Genomic DNA, 17,517 nt, shown 5'->3' on the forward strand with positions numbered 1-17,517 from the left:
ATGAGAACATATAAGTACCCGATTATCGTACCGTGAATGTGTAACTCCTCAACTCCCTCCCTCAGTTTCTAGCCTTTTTCTTTGAGCCAGCCGTAATCCGTAGTATAAGAAAATTGATTATCGGCAGGCTGAATTTCTGCTGCTGTGCCGAATGTGTGCGCAGAAACAAGGGTGAGGCTCGTCATATGACCGCGCGTCTCTTTGGTCGGGCGATGAAGTTTGCCAGGCCCTTAGGAATCTTTGGGATCGCTGGTTGCGCGCTGGTGGTGTCTCCTGATGTGAAACGTGGAGATCATCACTTGGCTGCGCAACGTTGGGAAGAAGCCGGTCTCGCCTATCGCCTCGCGTTAAAGGATGATCCTTTTAATGCTTCTTTGCAGACTAAGTACGCGTTGGCCCGCGAACGCACCGCGGCCACGTATGCTGAGCGCGGCCGTACGTTTCTGAAAGAAAAGCAAGCCGATCTGGCGCTTGAAGAATTTAAGCGGGCGCTCACGATCGAGCCTTCGAACGCCGAGCATCAGGCCGGCTTCCAGGAAGCCGTTCGCTTGAAGGAATCTCGATCATACTATCGCGAAGCGGAACGCCTGTCGCAACTAGGACGAATCGAAGAGGCGATGGATGGCTTTACTCGCTCCGCTGAACTGGACCCAACCTTTCGGGAGCCTCTCGAGAGCATCAGCAGGTTGACGGAGGAGCAGCAGGCTCTCCTGAGGAGTGATCGGATGAAGCAGCCTGTCACGCTCAAATTCAGGAATGCGGGGATTAAGGAAGTACTGGAAGGAGTGGCAAAGGCGGGTGGGTTTACCTTGATCTTCGATAAGGACGTCAGGAACGATCCGATTTCGATTTCGATTCAGGACACGCCGTTTGACGACGCGCTGCAGCTCCTTCTCAACAGCAACAGCCTATTTTCCAGGATGGCCACTCCAGGGGTGCTGATCATCAGCCCCAATACGAAACAGAAGCAGGAACAATATCAGGACTTGATGATTCGGACCTTTTATCTGTCGAACGCGAAGTCCAAAGACATGTTGACGCTGCTGAAAAGCATGCTCGATGCAAAACGTATGCATGCCAACGAGCAGCTGAATACCATTGTGATCCGTGACCAGCCTGAAAAAATTCAGATGGCTGAGAAAATCATCCTGGCCAATGATCGTCCGGAGTCGGAAGTGCTCTTTGACGTCGAGGTGTTGGAGGTCAATCGAACCGTCAATCAGACCTATGGACTGACATATCCAAAACAGGTAGCCGGCGCCATGGTTCCGCCCGGCCCTGCGGGCGTGATTGCCGGGACACTGGCACAGCAATTCACCTATCGCCAGTTGGCCAATCTAGGGCCGGATAATTATCTGTTCAAACTCCCGACGAATGTCCAGCTCGATTTCTTCAAACAGATCACGGATGCGAAGACGCTGGCCGCGCCGAAAATCCGGGTCGTGAACAACAAGAAGGCGGAAATCAACATCGGCGACAAGCAGCCGATCTTGTTGTCGACCACGAACGTCTTACCCGGTCAAGCCGCGACGGGTGCCGTGCCGACCACATCGACGGTGACGTCGATTGAATTTCGAGATACCGGTGTCAAACTGACGGTGGAACCTTCCATCCGGTTGGGGGGTGAGCTCGGATTGAAAATGAAGATCGAAGTGATTCGGCTCGGCGAGCAAATCACGCTGCAGGCCTCCCCGCCCATCACGCAGTTCAAATTCGGCAATCGATCTGCTGAAACGATGCTGAGCATAAAGGACGGGGAAACCATCATACTGGGCGGACTCTTGCAAGAGGAGGATCGGAAGACCAGAGTGACGGTCCCGTGGCTTGGCGACCTTCCTGTAATCGGAAACCTCATCAGTTCGTTCAGGACGGACCGAGTCACCACCGAAGTGATTTTGACGATCACACCGCACATTGTGCAGAACATGACCCCTCCGACGCCCAGCACGCAAGCGTTCTGGTCCGGGACGGAATCGACCTATACCACCGGCCCCATGTTTTCGATCCCTGCGCGGAAAATGTCCTCGCCGTTGGGGACGGGGTATGGGGACCATCTCATGGAGGGCGGCAGTGCCGCGAAAACGGTCGGGGTGGCCAGCCCAACCCGTTCCTTGGCTCAACAGGGGGCTCCCGATCCCCGACTAGCCATCCGGCCGAATGAATCGGCGGTTCAGACCGGTCGAGAAATCAAGTTGTCGATCCTAGATGGGCGGCTCGACCCATCGGACCAACACATCTTCAAGTTCGAGTATGACCCGAAGATTCTTGAGTTCAAACAGCTTGGCCAAGCGGAACTTGTCGGCTCGTCGGGATCCTCTTCAGGGGATCAAAAAGAAGCCGTGGGAAGTATCGCGTTTCGACTGGCCCTTCCCAACGGGCCTACTCCTCGGTCGGCGAGCATTGTCTTTGTCGCAAAATCGCCTGGGGTGTCTCCGGTGCGTGTTGAGCTCATGGCTGCAGAGGGTGATGGCCGGGCGGCTGCTTCAGAAATCGGGACAGGAGTGGTGAAGGTGCGGTGAGGGAGGACGGCCTCACACTCATCGAGATTCTCGTCACAATGACCATCGTTGTGATCTTGGCCTCGGTCGCCATGCCTCTGAGTAAAGTATCGACGAAACGAGCCCAGGAGATCGAACTGCGCCAGCATCTTCGGACAATTCGTAGCGCGATCGATGTGTTCAAGCTGGAATGGAATCGTGACGGCGAGATCCTACTTGGAGCCGTGTGTGTCAAGAATAAGCTCACGTGCAAGGACGTCACCGGGCCGTATGGTTATCCGAAGTCTCTCGAGGTGCTGTTGGGGGTGAAGTTAACGGGGCAGGAAGCGACGGTTCGAGGCACCACGACGAGGCGCTATTTGCGAGTCATGCCGATCGACCCCTTGACGGGTAAATCTGATTGGCTCTTGCGCTGTTACAAGGATCGCCCGAAGCCGACTAGTTGGTGTGGCGAAGATATCTACGATGTGATGACGCAAAGCGAGGCGACCGCGCTCGATGGCACTAAGTACCAGGATTGGTAGAGTGAGCGAATGGAACACGAAGGGTTTTACGCTTGTCGAACTCATGATTGTGGTGTCCATTGTCGGCATTTTGGCCACGCTCGCGGTTCCGTCCTATCAGTCATCGTTGCTCAAAGCCAAGGAGACGGTGTTGAGACAAGATCTTTTCACGCTGCGCGAGTTACTGGATCACCACCGAGCCGATCAGGGGAAGTATCCTCCGTCGTTAGATGGTCTGGTAGCGGCGGGGTATCTACGGGGCCTTCCCAAAGATCCCTTCACGAATTCGTCGAGTTCTTGGCAAGAGATTATGGAACCGACCGAGGGTGGTATCTTTGATGTGTATTCCGGCTCAGACCTTGTTGGGACGAATGGAACTCCCTATAACAAATGGTGAATGAGAGGAATAAATTTTGGTTGAGAGACAAGGTATCCCGAGGCGGGATGGGGAGGAATACTGCCGTTGGGATCCTTTTACTTGGGATATCGGCGTGTAGCTCATTTGAACCGCTTGTTGAGCAGGAAACCTCGGATCTCCAACTCACCGTGGATGCACTCAAAACATCGCTAAATGATGCCCAGCGGGCCCTTGTCGATTTGCGAGTGGAGGTTGAAACACGGCGCCAAGAATTCACCGATGCGCAAATTACTCGGGCTCAACTTGAGGGGCGCATTCGAGAGGCGGAACGTCGGTTGACTGAAGCCCGCCATGTCATTGATCTTCAACGAGAAGAGTTGGCGAGTTCGCGTACTGAGCGAGATCGTGCCCGGCGGACCGGCGCCGCCCTTCAGAGCCAACTGAAGCAGCTCCAAAAGTACCAATCTAAGATGGGAAGGCACACCGCAGGAGAAATGCCTACAGCTATGGCGTTCCCCAGAGAGAGTCAACTGGAATTGGCGACCATGAGCCTTCAGGAGGAAGCCCTGTCGGATGATATTGGGGAAAGCACCGGAGTCATCTCCCAGCCGGCAATTCATCTGTCGAGAGACTCTTCGGTCGGTGCAGTTCCGAGCACCGCTCGACCGTCAACCATGACCACTGACTTACCCGTGTTGATCAAGCCTGGAGATACGCTCTGGAGCCTCGCGCAACGGCATCGTACGTCCGTAAAGCGCCTCATGGAGATCAATGCGCTTTCCAATGACCATATTCAGGCTGGTCAGGTGCTCTGGCTTACTGAATCATCCACCAGCGAGTCCGAACACGAGCGAATGTAGTCGCGTGGAACGGGCTAGTCCGCGAGTCTCGAAGGTCCACCGCTATGGCAGTATTTGCATACCGCGTTGCACGACCTGATGGCTCCATGATCCAGGGGCACCTGGAAGGGGAGGAGGAATCGCACGTTCGTGCCAAACTAGAGGCACAAGGCTTGTTGGTGTTCAATCTTCACCGTCGTGGAATGGTCTCGGTGAGGACGGGCAAGTCTTGGTCATGGAGCGGGCTTCCGCTGGGGCAGTTTTTGGTTTTCAATCAAGAGCTGCTCGCGCTCGTCAAGTCGGGATTGCCGATCTTACGGGTGTGGGATTTGTTGATTGAACGTGCAGGCCATGCCGGATTTCAGCAGACGTTACGTGAGGTGAGAGAAGACATTCGAGGGGGAGCATCTGCCTCTGATGCATTGATGAGACACCCGATGTATTTTCCGGAGCTTTATGTTGCGACGGTGAAGGCGGGAGAGCAATCAGGCAATCTTCCTGAAGTCCTCCAGCGATATATCACGTACTTGAAGCTGATGATCGGGCTTCGTCAAAAAGTCACGAAGGCGATCTCCTATCCGATTTTCCTCGTGTTTATTGGCATGGCCGTGATCGGGTTTCTCCTGACCTATGTCATGCCGACATTCGTGTCAGTCTACGGAGAGGCAGCGAGGACTCTCCCATGGGCTACTCAACTCTTACTCGACGTCGTGACCCACGTAGAGGTTTGGGGATTGCCCGCCGGTATTGCGGTGATCGGCATCGTGTTAGGGATACACGCCTACTATGCCACGGCCGCAGGGCATCTTGTCATCGACCGTCTTGTGCTGAAACTTCCCCTCGTGGGTCCGATCTCCGTGAAACATAATACCGTGCAGCTTACGAGAACACTCGGAACTATTCTGGCGGGCGGAACGCCTCTCGTCGATGCGTTGCAGGGTGCGCGTGCAGCCGTATCGAACCGCTTTGTTTCGCACGCACTCATTGGGGCATCCAATGAGATCCGCGAGGGAACGACGTTGGCCGTTGCCTTGGACCGTCCGAAGGTGCTTCCGAAACTCGCGATCGAGATGTTGTCGGTAGGCGAAGAAACGGGTTCTCTCGATACGATGTTGCGGGATGTCGCCGAGTTTTATGAAGCCGACCTCGATACCAGGCTTACCCAGCTTACGACGTGGATCGAGCCGGCTCTGTTGCTTGTGATGGGAATATTGGTGGGCGGGATCGTGATCGTGATGTATCTACCGGTCTTTCAGATGGCGGGAACGGTTGGCGGGTAGATTGGGACAATCGGTTTGTGGATCAGAACGATGTGATGATGACCTGGGAGTTTGCGCATGCTGCGTAGTCTTGCTCGGCCTTCTCTCGCGGAGGTCCTCGTCAGCCAGGGCCTCCTTGCACGACAGACGGTCGAGGACGTGCTGCACCGATTGAAAGGTGTCACGGCAGCCTTAGGACACACGCTGGTCTGCGAAGGGCTCCTCTCGGAGGATCAGTTGGCTCATGCACTGGCCACTCAATACGGGCTTCCCTACGATCCGCTGACGAGTTTTCAAGTCGATCCCCGCTACTACGAGACGATTTCCGTCAGGTTGATGCAGCGATTTCCGTTTGTCCCCATCGCCGAGAGAGACAGTGTGATGACCATTGCCGTCGCGGATCCTCAAAATTTGTTGGGCCTCGACGAATTGGAACTCATGATCGGAAAGCCGCTGGAGCTGATCGTCAGTTCTAAGAGCGCAATCCTGTCCGCGTTGGACCGTAGCGCGGGCTCCAGCCAAGCGCTCCGCGAGCTCGAAGCGGAGTATCGATCGGTCTTGGTGAAAGAAGATGATCGAGGAGAAGAGGTGGCAGCCCTCGATCAAGCGGGAGAGGATCAGAGTCCTGCCGTAAAGCTGCTGGACTCTATCCTGCTGAGCGCGATGCAGCGCCGGGCCAGCGACATTCACATTGAGGCTGCAGACCGCGCAACCAAAGTCAAACTTCGTGTCGATGGCATTCTGATTCCAGCCATGGAGCCCCTGGATATTCGATTGCACGCGCCCTTGGTGTCGCGTCTGAAGGTCATGTCCGAGCTCGATATCGCCGAGCGTCGAGTGCCGCAGGATGGAAGTTTTCGAATGAGGCTGGATCGAAAGACCGTGGATTTTCGTGTCTCTATCCTGCCCAGCGTCTTCGGTGAATCGGTGGTGATCCGGATACTGGACCGCGATTCCATTGCGACCGGAGTGTCGTCCTTGAAGCTCGAACGGCTCGGTTTCAATCCGGAAGATCTCAAACGATTCCGGAAAGCGATTGCCCGTCCCTACGGCATGGTGTTGGCGACAGGGCCTACCGGAAGCGGCAAGACGACGACGTTGTACGCCGCCATATCGGAGATGAACACGCTTGAAGACAAACTGATCACGATCGAAGACCCTGTTGAATATCAGCTTCCGGGGGTGGTGCAAATTCCAGTCAATGAAAAGAAAGGCCTCACCTTTGCCCGAGGGCTCCGGTCCATTCTTCGCCATGACCCGGACAAGATCATGGTCGGTGAAATTCGAGATGCCGAAACAGCCCAGATCGCGATCCAGTCGGCTATGACCGGCCACCTTGTCCTGACGACCGTTCATGCGAACAACGTATTCGACGTGATCGGGCGATTCGCGTCGATGGGGATCGATTCCTATAATTTTCTGTCCGCACTCAACTGTGTGTTGGCCCAGCGACTGGTCCGAATCTTTTGCGCCTCGTGTCGAACGCCGGTCAAAGCCCAGAAGGCCCTTATCGAAGAAGCAGGGTTGGACTATGAACAGTACAAGGATACGACGTTCTACGAAGGAAAAGGGTGTCCGCAATGTCATGGGACAGGGTATCGAGGAAGAAAATGCATTACGGAATTCCTCGATCTGACGGATGAGATCAAAGAGATGATCCTTGCGGATCGGCCGCTTTCTGAAATCCGTTACCGGGCGGTCACTGACGGAATGATCACGCTTCGGCAATCGGCACTGAAAAAAATGTTGAATGGCGAGACATCGCTGCGTGAAGTCAATCGTGTCACGTTCAGCGAGGAAGGATAACACGATGTGGGAATGGGTCAGCAGCCGGCCCCACCACTGTTTAAAGTTCGGCATTGATTCGATTGCGTGGGCCGAGACTGAACGGAATTGGCGCGGGCACTCCCGACACCGGTGCACGATGTCGGCCCTTTCCGATGGCATGGTGAAACCGTCTGCCACCGACGAAAACTTGGCGGAGCTTGCGCCACTGGCAAGTCGTATCCGGGCCTTGACCGGTTCAGGATCAGATCATCGCATTGTTGGGGCGTCAGGTCTTTCCGCTCTTCCTCGGCGGATCACCATGCTGCTTCCAGACACCGCGGTCAGAGCGACGGTGCTGCACCTGGAACAGTTGCCCGTTCGCCGTGAGGAACGCGAGGCGCTGATTCGATGGCGGCTGGGTCAAGAACAGCTGTTTCCCCTCAATGGGGCCAAGATTGTGTTTCAGGCATTTCATGATCGACGGTGCGACACCCCGCGAATCTACACAGTTTTGGCGGTGGCGGTTCAGGAAACAGTACTGAGACAATATGAGTCTCTTTGTGAATCCGTCGGATTGATCCCTCACGATGTGGGGGTCACAAGTCTACGGCTGTTTAATCTCTGGCGGAGGGCTTCCGGCTGGTCTGATTGGCGACGTCGCGATGTGCTGTGGGTCAGTGTCTCTGATCGAGCCCTGACGACCATGGTGTCCCAGCGAGGGCGGTTGCTGTTTTACCGATGCAAGCTCTTGGGTGTGGGAGCAAGCGAGGTGCCGGCGAAGCCCGAGTTGTTGAAAAAGATTCTCGATGAATGCGGTGCATCGCTGGAGGTCTGCCGACAGGAACATCCCTCCGCGGTTATTAAAGAAGCCGTGATCTGTGCGGATGGAGACATGGCAGCTTTACAAGAGCAGATGGAGGTAGAACTCCGAGTCTCGGTGGAACAACTCGACTGGAAATCAGTCGAGGCACTTGGATGGGTGGCGACTGGGAGTCATCGAGGAATGCCATCGCTGGCGGCGATGGCGGGGGTGGCGTAACGTGGCGCTCACGAATGTTCTCATCGGAAAACTCATCGATCCACTCAGGTCTATTCCCTTGCCGGGCGGTGCTCCTGACCGGTTTCAGATAAATCTGGGCCGCCGATACCGAGCTGTGATGGCCCCGCTTCGACTCCTGTTGATCGGTAGTTGCGCCTTGCTGGCGTTGGGTATTCTCTGGAATCTCAGGCAAGCGATCCTGGCGTATCAGGAAAACCAGACCATCGAAGCTGAACTGGATCGAGTTCGGCAGCAGGATCTTGGCTTGATTGCGGAGGCTAGGCGCGAGGGAATAGACATGTCCGAGGAGGGCTTGACACGATTGCGCTTCGAGGTCGAGTTGGCCAATCAACTGCTTGAGAAGAGAATATTTTCGTGGACGAAGTTTCTGACCGAACTAGAACAAACCGTTCCCTCACGCCTGGCACTGAGTAGTGTGCGACTCGATCAAGCTGGTTCGACGGTTCGACTCGCGGGGTCGGCGATGAGCCTGGAGGACATCACGACCTTTACCGTGGGGCTTGAGGACCACTCCACGTTTCAGGATCCGGTATTGGCTCACCACCGTGTTGGATCGAACGGTTTAGTGGAGTTCGATATTACGGTGCGATACCGTTGGGCGGAGCTTGAGAGATGAAAGATCGCTTGATCATCGTGTTGCAGCATCCTTTTGCACCATTGCTTCCATGGGGCGCGGCAGCCCTGGGTCTACTTCTGATGCTCCTTGTCGTGCACACAATCGGTGTGGAAGGCGCCCAATCCGAACGAGAGCGTTTAGAGAAGGAATGGGGCGCGACGCGACAGTCGTTGATGCATCATCGAGAGGCCAGAAATGCAAGAAAAGACCTGGGCCGAATATGGGCAGCGCTTCCCGCTGAACGAGACTTTGCTCCCTTGGCGCTGGGGATTTCAGAGGAAGCGAAACGTGATCGAGTCACCCTACCGGCATTGTCCTACAAGACCGAGGCCACTCTTGTCGCGAACACGAGCAAGGGATTGTTACAGGGGGCGATGAGTGGGCGATACGAAGATCTCCGCCGATTTATCTATGATCTTGAGACGGCGGAAGAGATGGTGTTTATCGAAGACCTAGAACTGGCTCGGTCCGGGGGTGCGCCAGACGCGCTGTTGACGTTCAATATCAAGATCGCGGCGTATCTTCGCTCCGATACCGAGAGGCCCGGCGTGCAGGAGGCCGTCCCTTAGCCATGGATTCGAAGAAGAAGACGATTCTCGCTGCCTCACTTATCCTTCTGTGGGCAGGACTGGCTGTCTGGCAATGGCGGCTGCTGGAGGAGCCGGTGCGTGTCCCGCTCACGAACGTCTCCGGTTCCGCTTCATCGGGTCGACACGACGCGATGACGGGAACCGGCTTGCGCGTAAACCTCGGCCTCCTTGCGTCCACTGGAGCCCAACGTGCGGCAACCTTCACAACGCCTCGCAACATTTTCACGGTGCCCCGTTCCGACCGAACCTTTCCCACCAGCAATAGTTCGGCCCCGGTGAACCAGCAGGGGTTAGCACAAGCCGAACCCTTGATGGAACAGGCAGAAGCGATGGAATTGGGGCCGTATCGATATCTGGGATTTCTGCGTCTGGGCGAAGGTCGGAAAACAAACAAAGAGATGGCGGTGCTCAGCAAAGAAGATGAAGTGAAGGTCCTCAAAGTCGGTGATCGCATCGACGGTCATCTGGTCCTCAAGGCGATCACCTCAGAGAGCGTGACCATACGCGATACCGGCACACGTGTGGACCAAACGGTGTCGTTGTCGAAAGAGGCGAAAGAAGCGAAAGCGGCGGTGGACCAGGAGTGAGAGACGGTGAGGCGGATCTCCGTATTGCCGAGGCGTCAAGAGGCAGGATTCTCGTACCTTATGGTGATGATCGCTGTCACGCTGATGGGGCTTACCTTGACGATGGCGGCCCGGCAGTGGAAGACAATGGTGCAACGGGAGCTAGAGGCGGATTTACTGGCCAAAGGTATCGAGATCCAAACAGCGTTGGCCCTCTACTCGGCCAGTGCAAAGGCCGGAAGAGTCATGCCCGGCGAGGTGTATCCTCAAACACTCGCTGAACTCACGAGGCCACCCAAGCCTTTTCTTAGGAAGGTCTATCTCGATCCGGTTGGGCATGGTGAGTGGGAACTGCTGCGGGCACCCACGGGGGGGATCATGGGTGTCCGAAGCAAAAGTAGGCACACGCCGATCAAGCAGGGCGAGTTCCCACCTGCTGTCCGCCATTTCCTCGGTAAACCGACCCATTACGATTGGGTATTCCAGCATCCCAATCCCTCCATGGCCGTAGTCACGGGCTCTATGACCGGACCGCTTCCGGTCCGTGAACAACCACCCGTATCCGACCAATCAATGGTTCCGGGAGAACCCGCCTCAGAATCTGTGGATTCTCCTGGGCATGTAACGGATCCGACTGATTCTCCTCCTCCGATGGATCCGTCTTTGCCACGAGAGCCTACGGGTCCTTCCTCACCGGAGACAATCCCATAGGCCACAGGGGGACGAGTTGGCGGCCTTTCATGATCCCTACGGCTACGTGATGTTATGACTAGACCGACTAGAATCTGTCCTGGAGAAAGCTGTGGCTTCTTGCTCTCATATAACTTGTGATAAACTTGACCGAATCCAAACTGAGAGGAGTCCGGAATATGCGCATTTTAGTTACAGGTGGGGCCGGGTTTCTGGGAAGCCATCTTGCCGAGTCGCTCATCAGCGAAGGGCATCATGTCATTTGCATGGACAACCTCAGCACCGGAAAAGTTGAGAACGTCGCTCATTTAATGGGTAACAGTTCATTTTCGTTCATTAAATACAACGTGTGCGACTATGTTCATGTCGAGGGCCATCTTGATGCGGTGATGCACTTTGCCTCTCCTGCAAGCCCCCAAGATTATCTCGACATGCCCATCGCGACATTGAAAGTCGGGGGATTGGGGACGCATAAGGCCTTAGGGTTGGCTAAAGCCAAGGGAGCACGCTTTCTGCTGGCCAGTACGTCGGAGGTGTATGGAGACCCGCTCGTGAATCCGCAACCCGAGTCGTATTGGGGAAACGTCAACCCTATCAGCCCACGGGGTGTCTACGATGAAGCGAAGCGATTCGGAGAAGCGATGACCATGGCATACCATCGCTACCATGGTCTGGACACACGGATCGTCCGCATCTTCAATACGTTCGGACCGCGCATGAGACCCAATGACGGACGCGTCGTGTCGAACTTCATTGTGCAGGCTCTGCAAGGGAAGCCTCTCACGGTGTATGGAGATGGCATGCAGACGCGGAGTTTTTGTTATGTGGACGATCTGGTAAGGGGCATCATTGCTCTGTTATTCGTGGACTCTGATAAGACAGTCGAGCAGCGGACCGACCGGAAGTTCTTCTTCACCGAACAGAACGGCAGGCAAGCGAGCAGTATTCATGATCCCGTCAATATCGGAAATCCAAGGGAACTCACGGTGTTGGAAATCGCCAACGTGATTCTGAAGTTGACTCACTCATCGAGTGAAATTGCCTTCCATCCGCTACCCGCCGATGATCCTAAGGTCAGGCGACCGGATATCGCTCGCGCGAAAACCTTACTGAAGTGGGAGCCGAGGGTTGAATTAGAGGATGCTTTAACGAAGACCATCCAGTACTTTCAAACAGTCTTGGGTCAGGCGGTATCAGCCCACTGATAGGGATCCAGCCTACCAAGCAACCCTGAGACTCTTGACCCGTCTCTCACCCACACGGTATGGTCAGTCTCGTTCTCAGGTCATAGAATCATTGGTGAAAAGCATGGAAGCCGTAGATCGGACTGTCCCCGATCCGAAGATCGAAGAATCCAAACCACTGCCTGCTTCTGAGTATGTATTGGAGCTGGTCTCCAAAGCGAAACAGGCGGCAAGGAGATTGGCTTCTCTGCCGACATCGACTAAAAATCAAGCGCTCCTTGCGATGGCGGAGGCGATCGAGGCGAAGTCAGCCGAATTGATCGAGGCGAATGAACAAGACCTCAAAGCATTTGAGACGGCATCTGACAAGAAAGCGATGGCTGATCGCTTGAGGCTGACCGAGAAGCGCATCGGAGAGATGGCGGCCGGCGTTCGCGAAGTCGCGAAGTTACCAGACCCTGTCGGGGTGATGTCTGCCATGTGGACGAGGCCCAACGGGATGCAAGTTGGTCGGATCCGTGTGCCCATCGGAGTGATTGGGATCATTTACGAGTCGCGCCCCAATGTGACGGCGGATTCGGCTGCTCTGTGTCTGAAGTCCGGCAACGTGTGTGTCTTGCGCGGCGGCAGTGAAGCGATCCATTCAAATACCGCGATTGCCGCCATTCTGTCCGAAGCATCCGAGAAGGCCGGTGTCCCTCCCGGCGCGATCACCTTTGTCGACCGTGCCGATCGTGAGGTGGTCCCAATTCTCTTGAAGCAGGACCGATTCATTGACTTGATCATTCCGCGCGGCGGTGAATCGTTGATGAAGCTCATCGCGGAGCACGCGACGATTCCGGTGGTCAAGCATGATGCGGGTGTATGCCATATCTATGTCGATGCCGCAGCAGACCCGGCGATGGCGGAAGCCATTTGCGTCAATGCCAAAGCACAGCGGCCGTCGACCTGCAACGCGATGGAAACCCTGTTGGTTCATCAGACCGTCGCGCGGACGCTCCTCCCCAAACTCGCCACAAGCCTGAGAGCGGCCCATGTTGAGATTCGCGGATGCCCGAAGACCTGCCAACTGATTCCTGAAGCGAAGCCGGCAAGCGACCAGGATTACGGAAAAGAATTTCTTGATCTGATCCTTGCCGTCAAAGTCGTCAAAAGCATGGATGAGGCCATGGAACACATCGCCCAGTACGGGTCACGGCATACGGAAGCCATCGTGACCTCGGATTACGGGCGCTCCATGCGATTTCTCAAGGAAGTCGATGCCAGCGCCGTGCTCGTGAATGCATCCACGCGACTCAACGACGGATATCAATTCGGCCTTGGCGCCGAGATCGGTATCAGCACCTCCCGGGTTCATGCGCGGGGCCCTATGGGATTGGAGGAGCTCACCTGCTGCAAATTCATTGTCTTGGGGAGCGGCCAGCTCCGCGAGTGAATGCCCTCGAATGCCATTGCATTTGCCCTAAAGACCCCCGGCCATCTCCGGTTTCCCTCATCACGCACGCTCGCTAAGCAATTCGATCAGATGGGTGGACACGTCGAAACCCTTCCGACCGGGCATCTGGTGTTCTATCGGCCTGATGGACGGAGATTTCTCGCCACCGATCCGGCAGGCCATCCCATGCATGAGTGTGAATGGGAGTCGACTACTATAGGGACCGTCGCGCTGACGCGAGCGCGCGTCCGGCTGGATTGGGGGCGGTGGGTCGGAGTTAAACCTTCCGGACTGGTGAACGAAACGAGATTGAACCTCGCTGCGAAGCCCAATTGGCAGCGGACCACTCCCGATGATCTTCGCGCCTTGGCTGCCGGGGCCTTACGAGTACCGATCGAGGAGGTGCGGTGGTTTTATCGGGATGAGGATCTGACGATCGATCCAAAAGGGACGGCGACGATTCGCCAGCGAAAAGATGCGTTGTATGTGTTGGATGACGGAGGGTTTGAGCAGGCTCGTTTCATGTCCTGCATGGGCTCGATGCATTGGGATCGGATTGATTTTCTCCCGGTCGTCGAGCTGTTCAAGTCGCTGTTGCCGGGGACTGGATCAGCGGTGTTCGAGTTGATTCGCGGGTTGTATGACGATCAAAACAAAGGACAGGTCACTCCGAGGCCGTTACGATATCGCGGGATTCCCACCTATCCATCTGAGGCGGCATTTCGCTTGTTCAGCAGTTTTTTCACACCGCAGAGAGTAAGCGGGGCGGACCCATTTGCCGATTTCATGAATCCCATGAAATCCCATGTTGGTACATGGCTGCCGGCCCAGCATCCTCCGGTTCGCTATCTCGACGAGAGCCAAGGATTATGTCTGACCGTACAAGCTGGGGTCGTCCAAAAGGCGACCCTTGCGGATGATACGGCCGGCCTTTCATACGTGAACCCAAGCGGTCGTCTACTTCCCCTGGACCGCAGCATGCAGGTCCAAGGGACTCGGTTGATCCTGAAGGATCGGGAAAAGGAAACAGTCGTCTCGTTAACGACAGGTTTTCATCCGCTGCCCTCGTCTTCTCCTGAGTGTCCCATGAGCCCTGTCGATTGGCGTACAGTATTCACGCAAGGGTTCCCGAAGATTCTCCCTGCCGAAGCGTTTGAGGCGGTGCCGTTGTTTCCGGACGACGATGAGGAGATTGACGAACTCGCCGCACAAGCTTTTGTTGCGGACTATCTGGACGATCTGAGCGAACAAGACCGTGAGATAGGGATGGTACGATCGCAGGCCGAACATGTCCTCATCGACAACGGAGACGCCGTCATTGCTACATGCATTCTCTTCGACCGGCCGCGCGACTATACGGTCAGTGTCCGGCACTTTGCTTACGCACAGCGTCAGGCTCAGCAACTCTGGACTCAATGTGCCGCCGTGCGGCAATGGGAGTGGCTTCAACGAATTCGTATGATACCCGCTGATGGGTATGAACAGTCTCCAGCGAACCGTGGGCCCTATGATCTGCTGTATTGCTGGGTGCCGTATGCTTCGTTTGGGTCTTTGGATGCGTTGACGACAGTCCCCACACAAATGAATCGCACGTTGCGGCGGGGTGGTACGGCGTTTATCGTCGGGCCTGTTGAATTGCGCGAGACGTTGGCGAGAGAACGGTGGGATGTGCGCTGGGACCAACCAGTCGAATTTCTCCCGACTTTCCGCATGCACAAGGCGATCTTGCCTAAGGCAAGAGTGAAAGCAGGGCTGACATTGTTCCATGCCAGACGGCTCTAGCGTTGCCTGTAAAGGTGCCTCTAGCGAACGGCTTCCTCTGCTTTAAGAACTGGCTTGTCCCTGGCAAGTTCTGTAGAATTCCGAGCCTGGTGTCTATGTGTCACACCGTCCAGGCAAGACCGTAGCCTGATCGGAGCGTAGTCAATCGAGCGAGGAGGGAAATTATGCCGAGCGTGCTGGACCGAGTCATCGAGAGAGAATTGAGAAAAGAGCTCAAGGATGCGCTGGTTAGGTTTGAACAACAGCTGCGACAGTCAGGTGTCTCAGACGAGAACGTAAGAAATCGTATGCGTGGAGCCAAGCAATTCGTGGCCTTTTTGTACGGCAGGTACCTCGGGTAGCATTCGTCTCAATGTCCTGTCCGATTGGTACTATGTGAAGGCATGCTGCTGGCAATGTGAGTAGGCGTCGAGCGCCATTCAACCAAGGAGGGACCCATGACAACCGCACGGTCGCTATCTCTATTCGCTATTCCCGCATTCTTGCTCGGATTCGTGTTGGGAGGGGTGTCGTTGCATGTCGCCTCGGCTGAGGGGCTCTTTGGGCTCAAGGATTCCGTCACCCAGATCGGAACCTCTTTGGTCGACATGCAGAAGAATGTCGATGCCCTGCAGAAGAATATGAATACGCTCAAGCAGACCAAAGACAATCTATCTTCGCTGTCAGTGTCCGGTGGTGGCGCCAAGGGAGCGATGGATTCCCTCATGAACAAGTGAGAGCTCTGGTTCATAGCAGTAGTTACCCGCCTACATCCGGTTGGTCTGGCAATGAGCTGGACCAGCCGGTGCCTCTCTCGAATCAACGCGACTTCATGACGTACTCGATTTTCTGCTAATCCGTTCCTCAGATCGAATCCTCTCTTCATCCAGCAGCCATCATCACCTTATCTGTTTCCTCCAGCAGAGAACTCTAGATTCTCCTATTAGGAACCACGGTACGGTTTCTCTTGCGGTCACATGGGGCCAAGCTGACATCATTTGATTTCAACCAGATGCGCAGTCTTGGTGTAGTTGAAGCCCTCTTCTCTAGGTGTGAGCCATCCCTCCTAACTTTCGTGTAGGGCCATTCCAAATGGCTCTGGAAGCCGATTTACAGGAATCATATCTTGACAGACGACTGACGGGCCACTACACTCACGCTACTTTATAATTAAGAATAGTCACGTGAGTGTTTAATCTTACTATATCTATTCTTCTGGCCTCTCACTCACTGTCAAGGAGTGTGCGTTGATGGGCGAGCAGAAAGACACGACCATCGCGTTAAACGTCCGGTTGAAACCTTCTGATTCTTCGGCTCACCCACGTGCAGCCAACTACACCAACGTCGGCGTCGCGCAGGGCATCGCCTATCTGGATTTGGGCTTCATCGAGCCTACGGCGCTTGCAGGGATCGCGAGGACGGCCAAGGATGGCCAGGCCGTTCCGAAAGGTGTAGAGGGGCATCTCATCACTCGCGTCGCCATGGACTTCGGCGCGCTGGCACGCCTGCAGCAGCAGATCCAACAAGCGCTGGGAAGCTTGGGCGCGGCGCGGCAGCCGAAGGCAAAGGGCTAGTCCTTAGGAAGAAGGCGACTAATGAATGGGAAATGGCTAAACCGGTCGCTGATCGTTGCGAGTTTGCTAACGGTGCTGTCGGGCATTGGAGTCCGCGCCGAAGCCGGTCTCTTTGGCTTTGGCGGAGACAGTTGGCAAGAGGAAGTGCTGTTGCATGACGGGCGTAAGTTGGTTATCACCCGTTCACAATCTTATGGTGGGAGCCATGAAATCGGACAGCCACCACCGATCAAGGAACATACCATTGCCTTCACACTACCGGGTTCAAACAAGACCATTACGTGGACCAGTGAGTACGGCAAAGACATCGGACGCACGAACTTTTATTTACTAGCTGTGCATGTGCTGAACGGGACACCCTATATCATTGCGGAACCGAACTTGTGTCTATCGTACAACAAGTGGGGGCGGCCTAATCCGCCCTATGTGTTCTTTAAGTACCACGGCAGAGCCTGGCAGCGTATTCCACTTGAAGACGTTCCCACCGAGTTTCAATCCATCAATGTGGCTCTCGACATTCTTGGACATGAAGTAGAAAACTTGGTGAGACTTGGTTTTGTTTCGTCAGAGCAGATCAAGGAATTGAACCGACATATTGTCAGCCCTCAATACAAGAGTATTCTGCGAGAGCCAGTGAAGGAGCATGGGCAAAGCCAGTGCGGCGAGATGGTCGACGCCGGAAATGGCAGATGGATTGGGTTGGGATGGTTTAAGAAACAGTCTTCGGATGATGCTTGTATCAAATACTGTGAAAAGGAGAACGTGTTAGCGGAACAGTGTCCCTGTGCCACGTTGTTTAAGGAAAAGGGAGAGTAAC

Annotated in this window: 18 protein-coding genes; all 18 read left to right on the forward strand. The window is 55.2% G+C overall.

Annotation, left to right across the window (positions count from 1 at the left end; all coding sequences use genetic code 11):
• Window positions 1–185 precede the first annotated feature (185 nt).
• The gene (locus H8K03_17590; GenBank protein ID UVT19582.1) at window positions 186–2,519 is read left to right on the forward strand and encodes a hypothetical protein; all 2,334 of its coding nucleotides are present in this window, start codon (window positions 186–188) and stop codon (window positions 2,517–2,519) included.
• On the forward strand, window positions 2,516–3,022 hold the full coding sequence (locus H8K03_17595; GenBank protein ID UVT19583.1) for a type II secretion system protein: 507 nt from the start codon (window positions 2,516–2,518) through the stop codon (window positions 3,020–3,022). Before H8K03_17590 ends, H8K03_17595 begins: the two co-directional genes overlap by 4 nt.
• Window positions 2,997–3,398 carry a prepilin-type N-terminal cleavage/methylation domain-containing protein gene (locus H8K03_17600; protein ID UVT19584.1) on the forward strand — a complete coding sequence of 134 codons (402 nt, stop codon included), beginning with the start codon at window positions 2,997–2,999 and terminating at the stop codon, window positions 3,396–3,398. Before H8K03_17595 ends, H8K03_17600 begins: the two co-directional genes overlap by 26 nt.
• A gap of 47 nt (window positions 3,399–3,445) precedes the next feature.
• Window positions 3,446–4,219, forward strand: a complete 774-nt coding sequence (locus tag H8K03_17605; protein ID UVT19585.1) for a LysM peptidoglycan-binding domain-containing protein — start codon at window positions 3,446–3,448, stop codon at window positions 4,217–4,219.
• Between the two features lie 86 nt (window positions 4,220–4,305).
• Window positions 4,306–5,478 carry a type II secretion system F family protein gene (locus H8K03_17610; GenBank protein UVT19586.1) on the forward strand — a complete coding sequence of 391 codons (1,173 nt, stop codon included), beginning with the start codon at window positions 4,306–4,308 and terminating at the stop codon, window positions 5,476–5,478.
• A gap of 57 nt (window positions 5,479–5,535) precedes the next feature.
• A complete protein-coding gene (gene tadA, locus H8K03_17615) occupies window positions 5,536–7,263 on the forward strand; it encodes a Flp pilus assembly complex ATPase component TadA (protein UVT19587.1) in 1,728 nt (575 codons plus the stop codon).
• A 4-nt stretch (window positions 7,264–7,267) separates the two neighbouring features.
• Window positions 7,268–8,263 carry a hypothetical protein gene (locus tag H8K03_17620; protein ID UVT19588.1) on the forward strand — a complete coding sequence of 332 codons (996 nt, stop codon included), beginning with the start codon at window positions 7,268–7,270 and terminating at the stop codon, window positions 8,261–8,263.
• A 1-nt stretch (window position 8,264) separates the two neighbouring features.
• The gene (locus H8K03_17625; GenBank protein ID UVT19589.1) at window positions 8,265–8,900 is read left to right on the forward strand and encodes a PilN domain-containing protein; all 636 of its coding nucleotides are present in this window, start codon (window positions 8,265–8,267) and stop codon (window positions 8,898–8,900) included.
• Window positions 8,897–9,469, forward strand: a complete 573-nt coding sequence (locus H8K03_17630; protein UVT19590.1) for a hypothetical protein — start codon at window positions 8,897–8,899, stop codon at window positions 9,467–9,469. Before H8K03_17625 ends, H8K03_17630 begins: the two co-directional genes overlap by 4 nt.
• 2 nt (window positions 9,470–9,471) lie before the next feature.
• The gene (locus H8K03_17635; GenBank protein UVT19591.1) at window positions 9,472–10,077 is read left to right on the forward strand and encodes a hypothetical protein; all 606 of its coding nucleotides are present in this window, start codon (window positions 9,472–9,474) and stop codon (window positions 10,075–10,077) included.
• Window positions 10,078–10,137: 60 nt separating this feature from the next.
• Window positions 10,138–10,767: a hypothetical protein gene (locus H8K03_17640; protein UVT19592.1), complete on the forward strand. Its 630-nt coding sequence runs from the start codon at window positions 10,138–10,140 to the stop codon at window positions 10,765–10,767.
• Between the two features lie 158 nt (window positions 10,768–10,925).
• A complete protein-coding gene (locus H8K03_17645) occupies window positions 10,926–11,951 on the forward strand; it encodes an SDR family oxidoreductase (GenBank protein UVT19593.1) in 1,026 nt (341 codons plus the stop codon).
• Between the two features lie 103 nt (window positions 11,952–12,054).
• Complete coding sequence (locus H8K03_17650) at window positions 12,055–13,365, forward strand: glutamate-5-semialdehyde dehydrogenase (GenBank protein UVT19594.1); 1,311 nt, start codon at window positions 12,055–12,057, stop codon at window positions 13,363–13,365.
• Window positions 13,366–15,147 carry a hypothetical protein gene (locus H8K03_17655; GenBank protein ID UVT19595.1) on the forward strand — a complete coding sequence of 594 codons (1,782 nt, stop codon included), beginning with the start codon at window positions 13,366–13,368 and terminating at the stop codon, window positions 15,145–15,147.
• Between the two features lie 164 nt (window positions 15,148–15,311).
• On the forward strand, window positions 15,312–15,488 hold the full coding sequence (locus H8K03_17660; protein UVT19596.1) for a hypothetical protein: 177 nt from the start codon (window positions 15,312–15,314) through the stop codon (window positions 15,486–15,488).
• A 96-nt stretch (window positions 15,489–15,584) separates the two neighbouring features.
• A complete protein-coding gene (locus H8K03_17665; protein ID UVT19597.1) occupies window positions 15,585–15,863 on the forward strand; it encodes a hypothetical protein in 279 nt (92 codons plus the stop codon).
• A gap of 513 nt (window positions 15,864–16,376) precedes the next feature.
• Window positions 16,377–16,700, forward strand: a complete 324-nt coding sequence (locus H8K03_17670; GenBank protein ID UVT19598.1) for a hypothetical protein — start codon at window positions 16,377–16,379, stop codon at window positions 16,698–16,700.
• A gap of 84 nt (window positions 16,701–16,784) precedes the next feature.
• Window positions 16,785–17,516, forward strand: coding sequence for a hypothetical protein (locus H8K03_17675; protein ID UVT22534.1), 732 nt, complete (start codon window positions 16,785–16,787; stop codon window positions 17,514–17,516).
• Window position 17,517 lies beyond the last annotated feature (1 nt).

The organism is Nitrospira sp. (assembly GCA_024760545.1).
GTDB lineage: Bacteria > Nitrospirota > Nitrospiria > Nitrospirales > Nitrospiraceae > Nitrospira_D.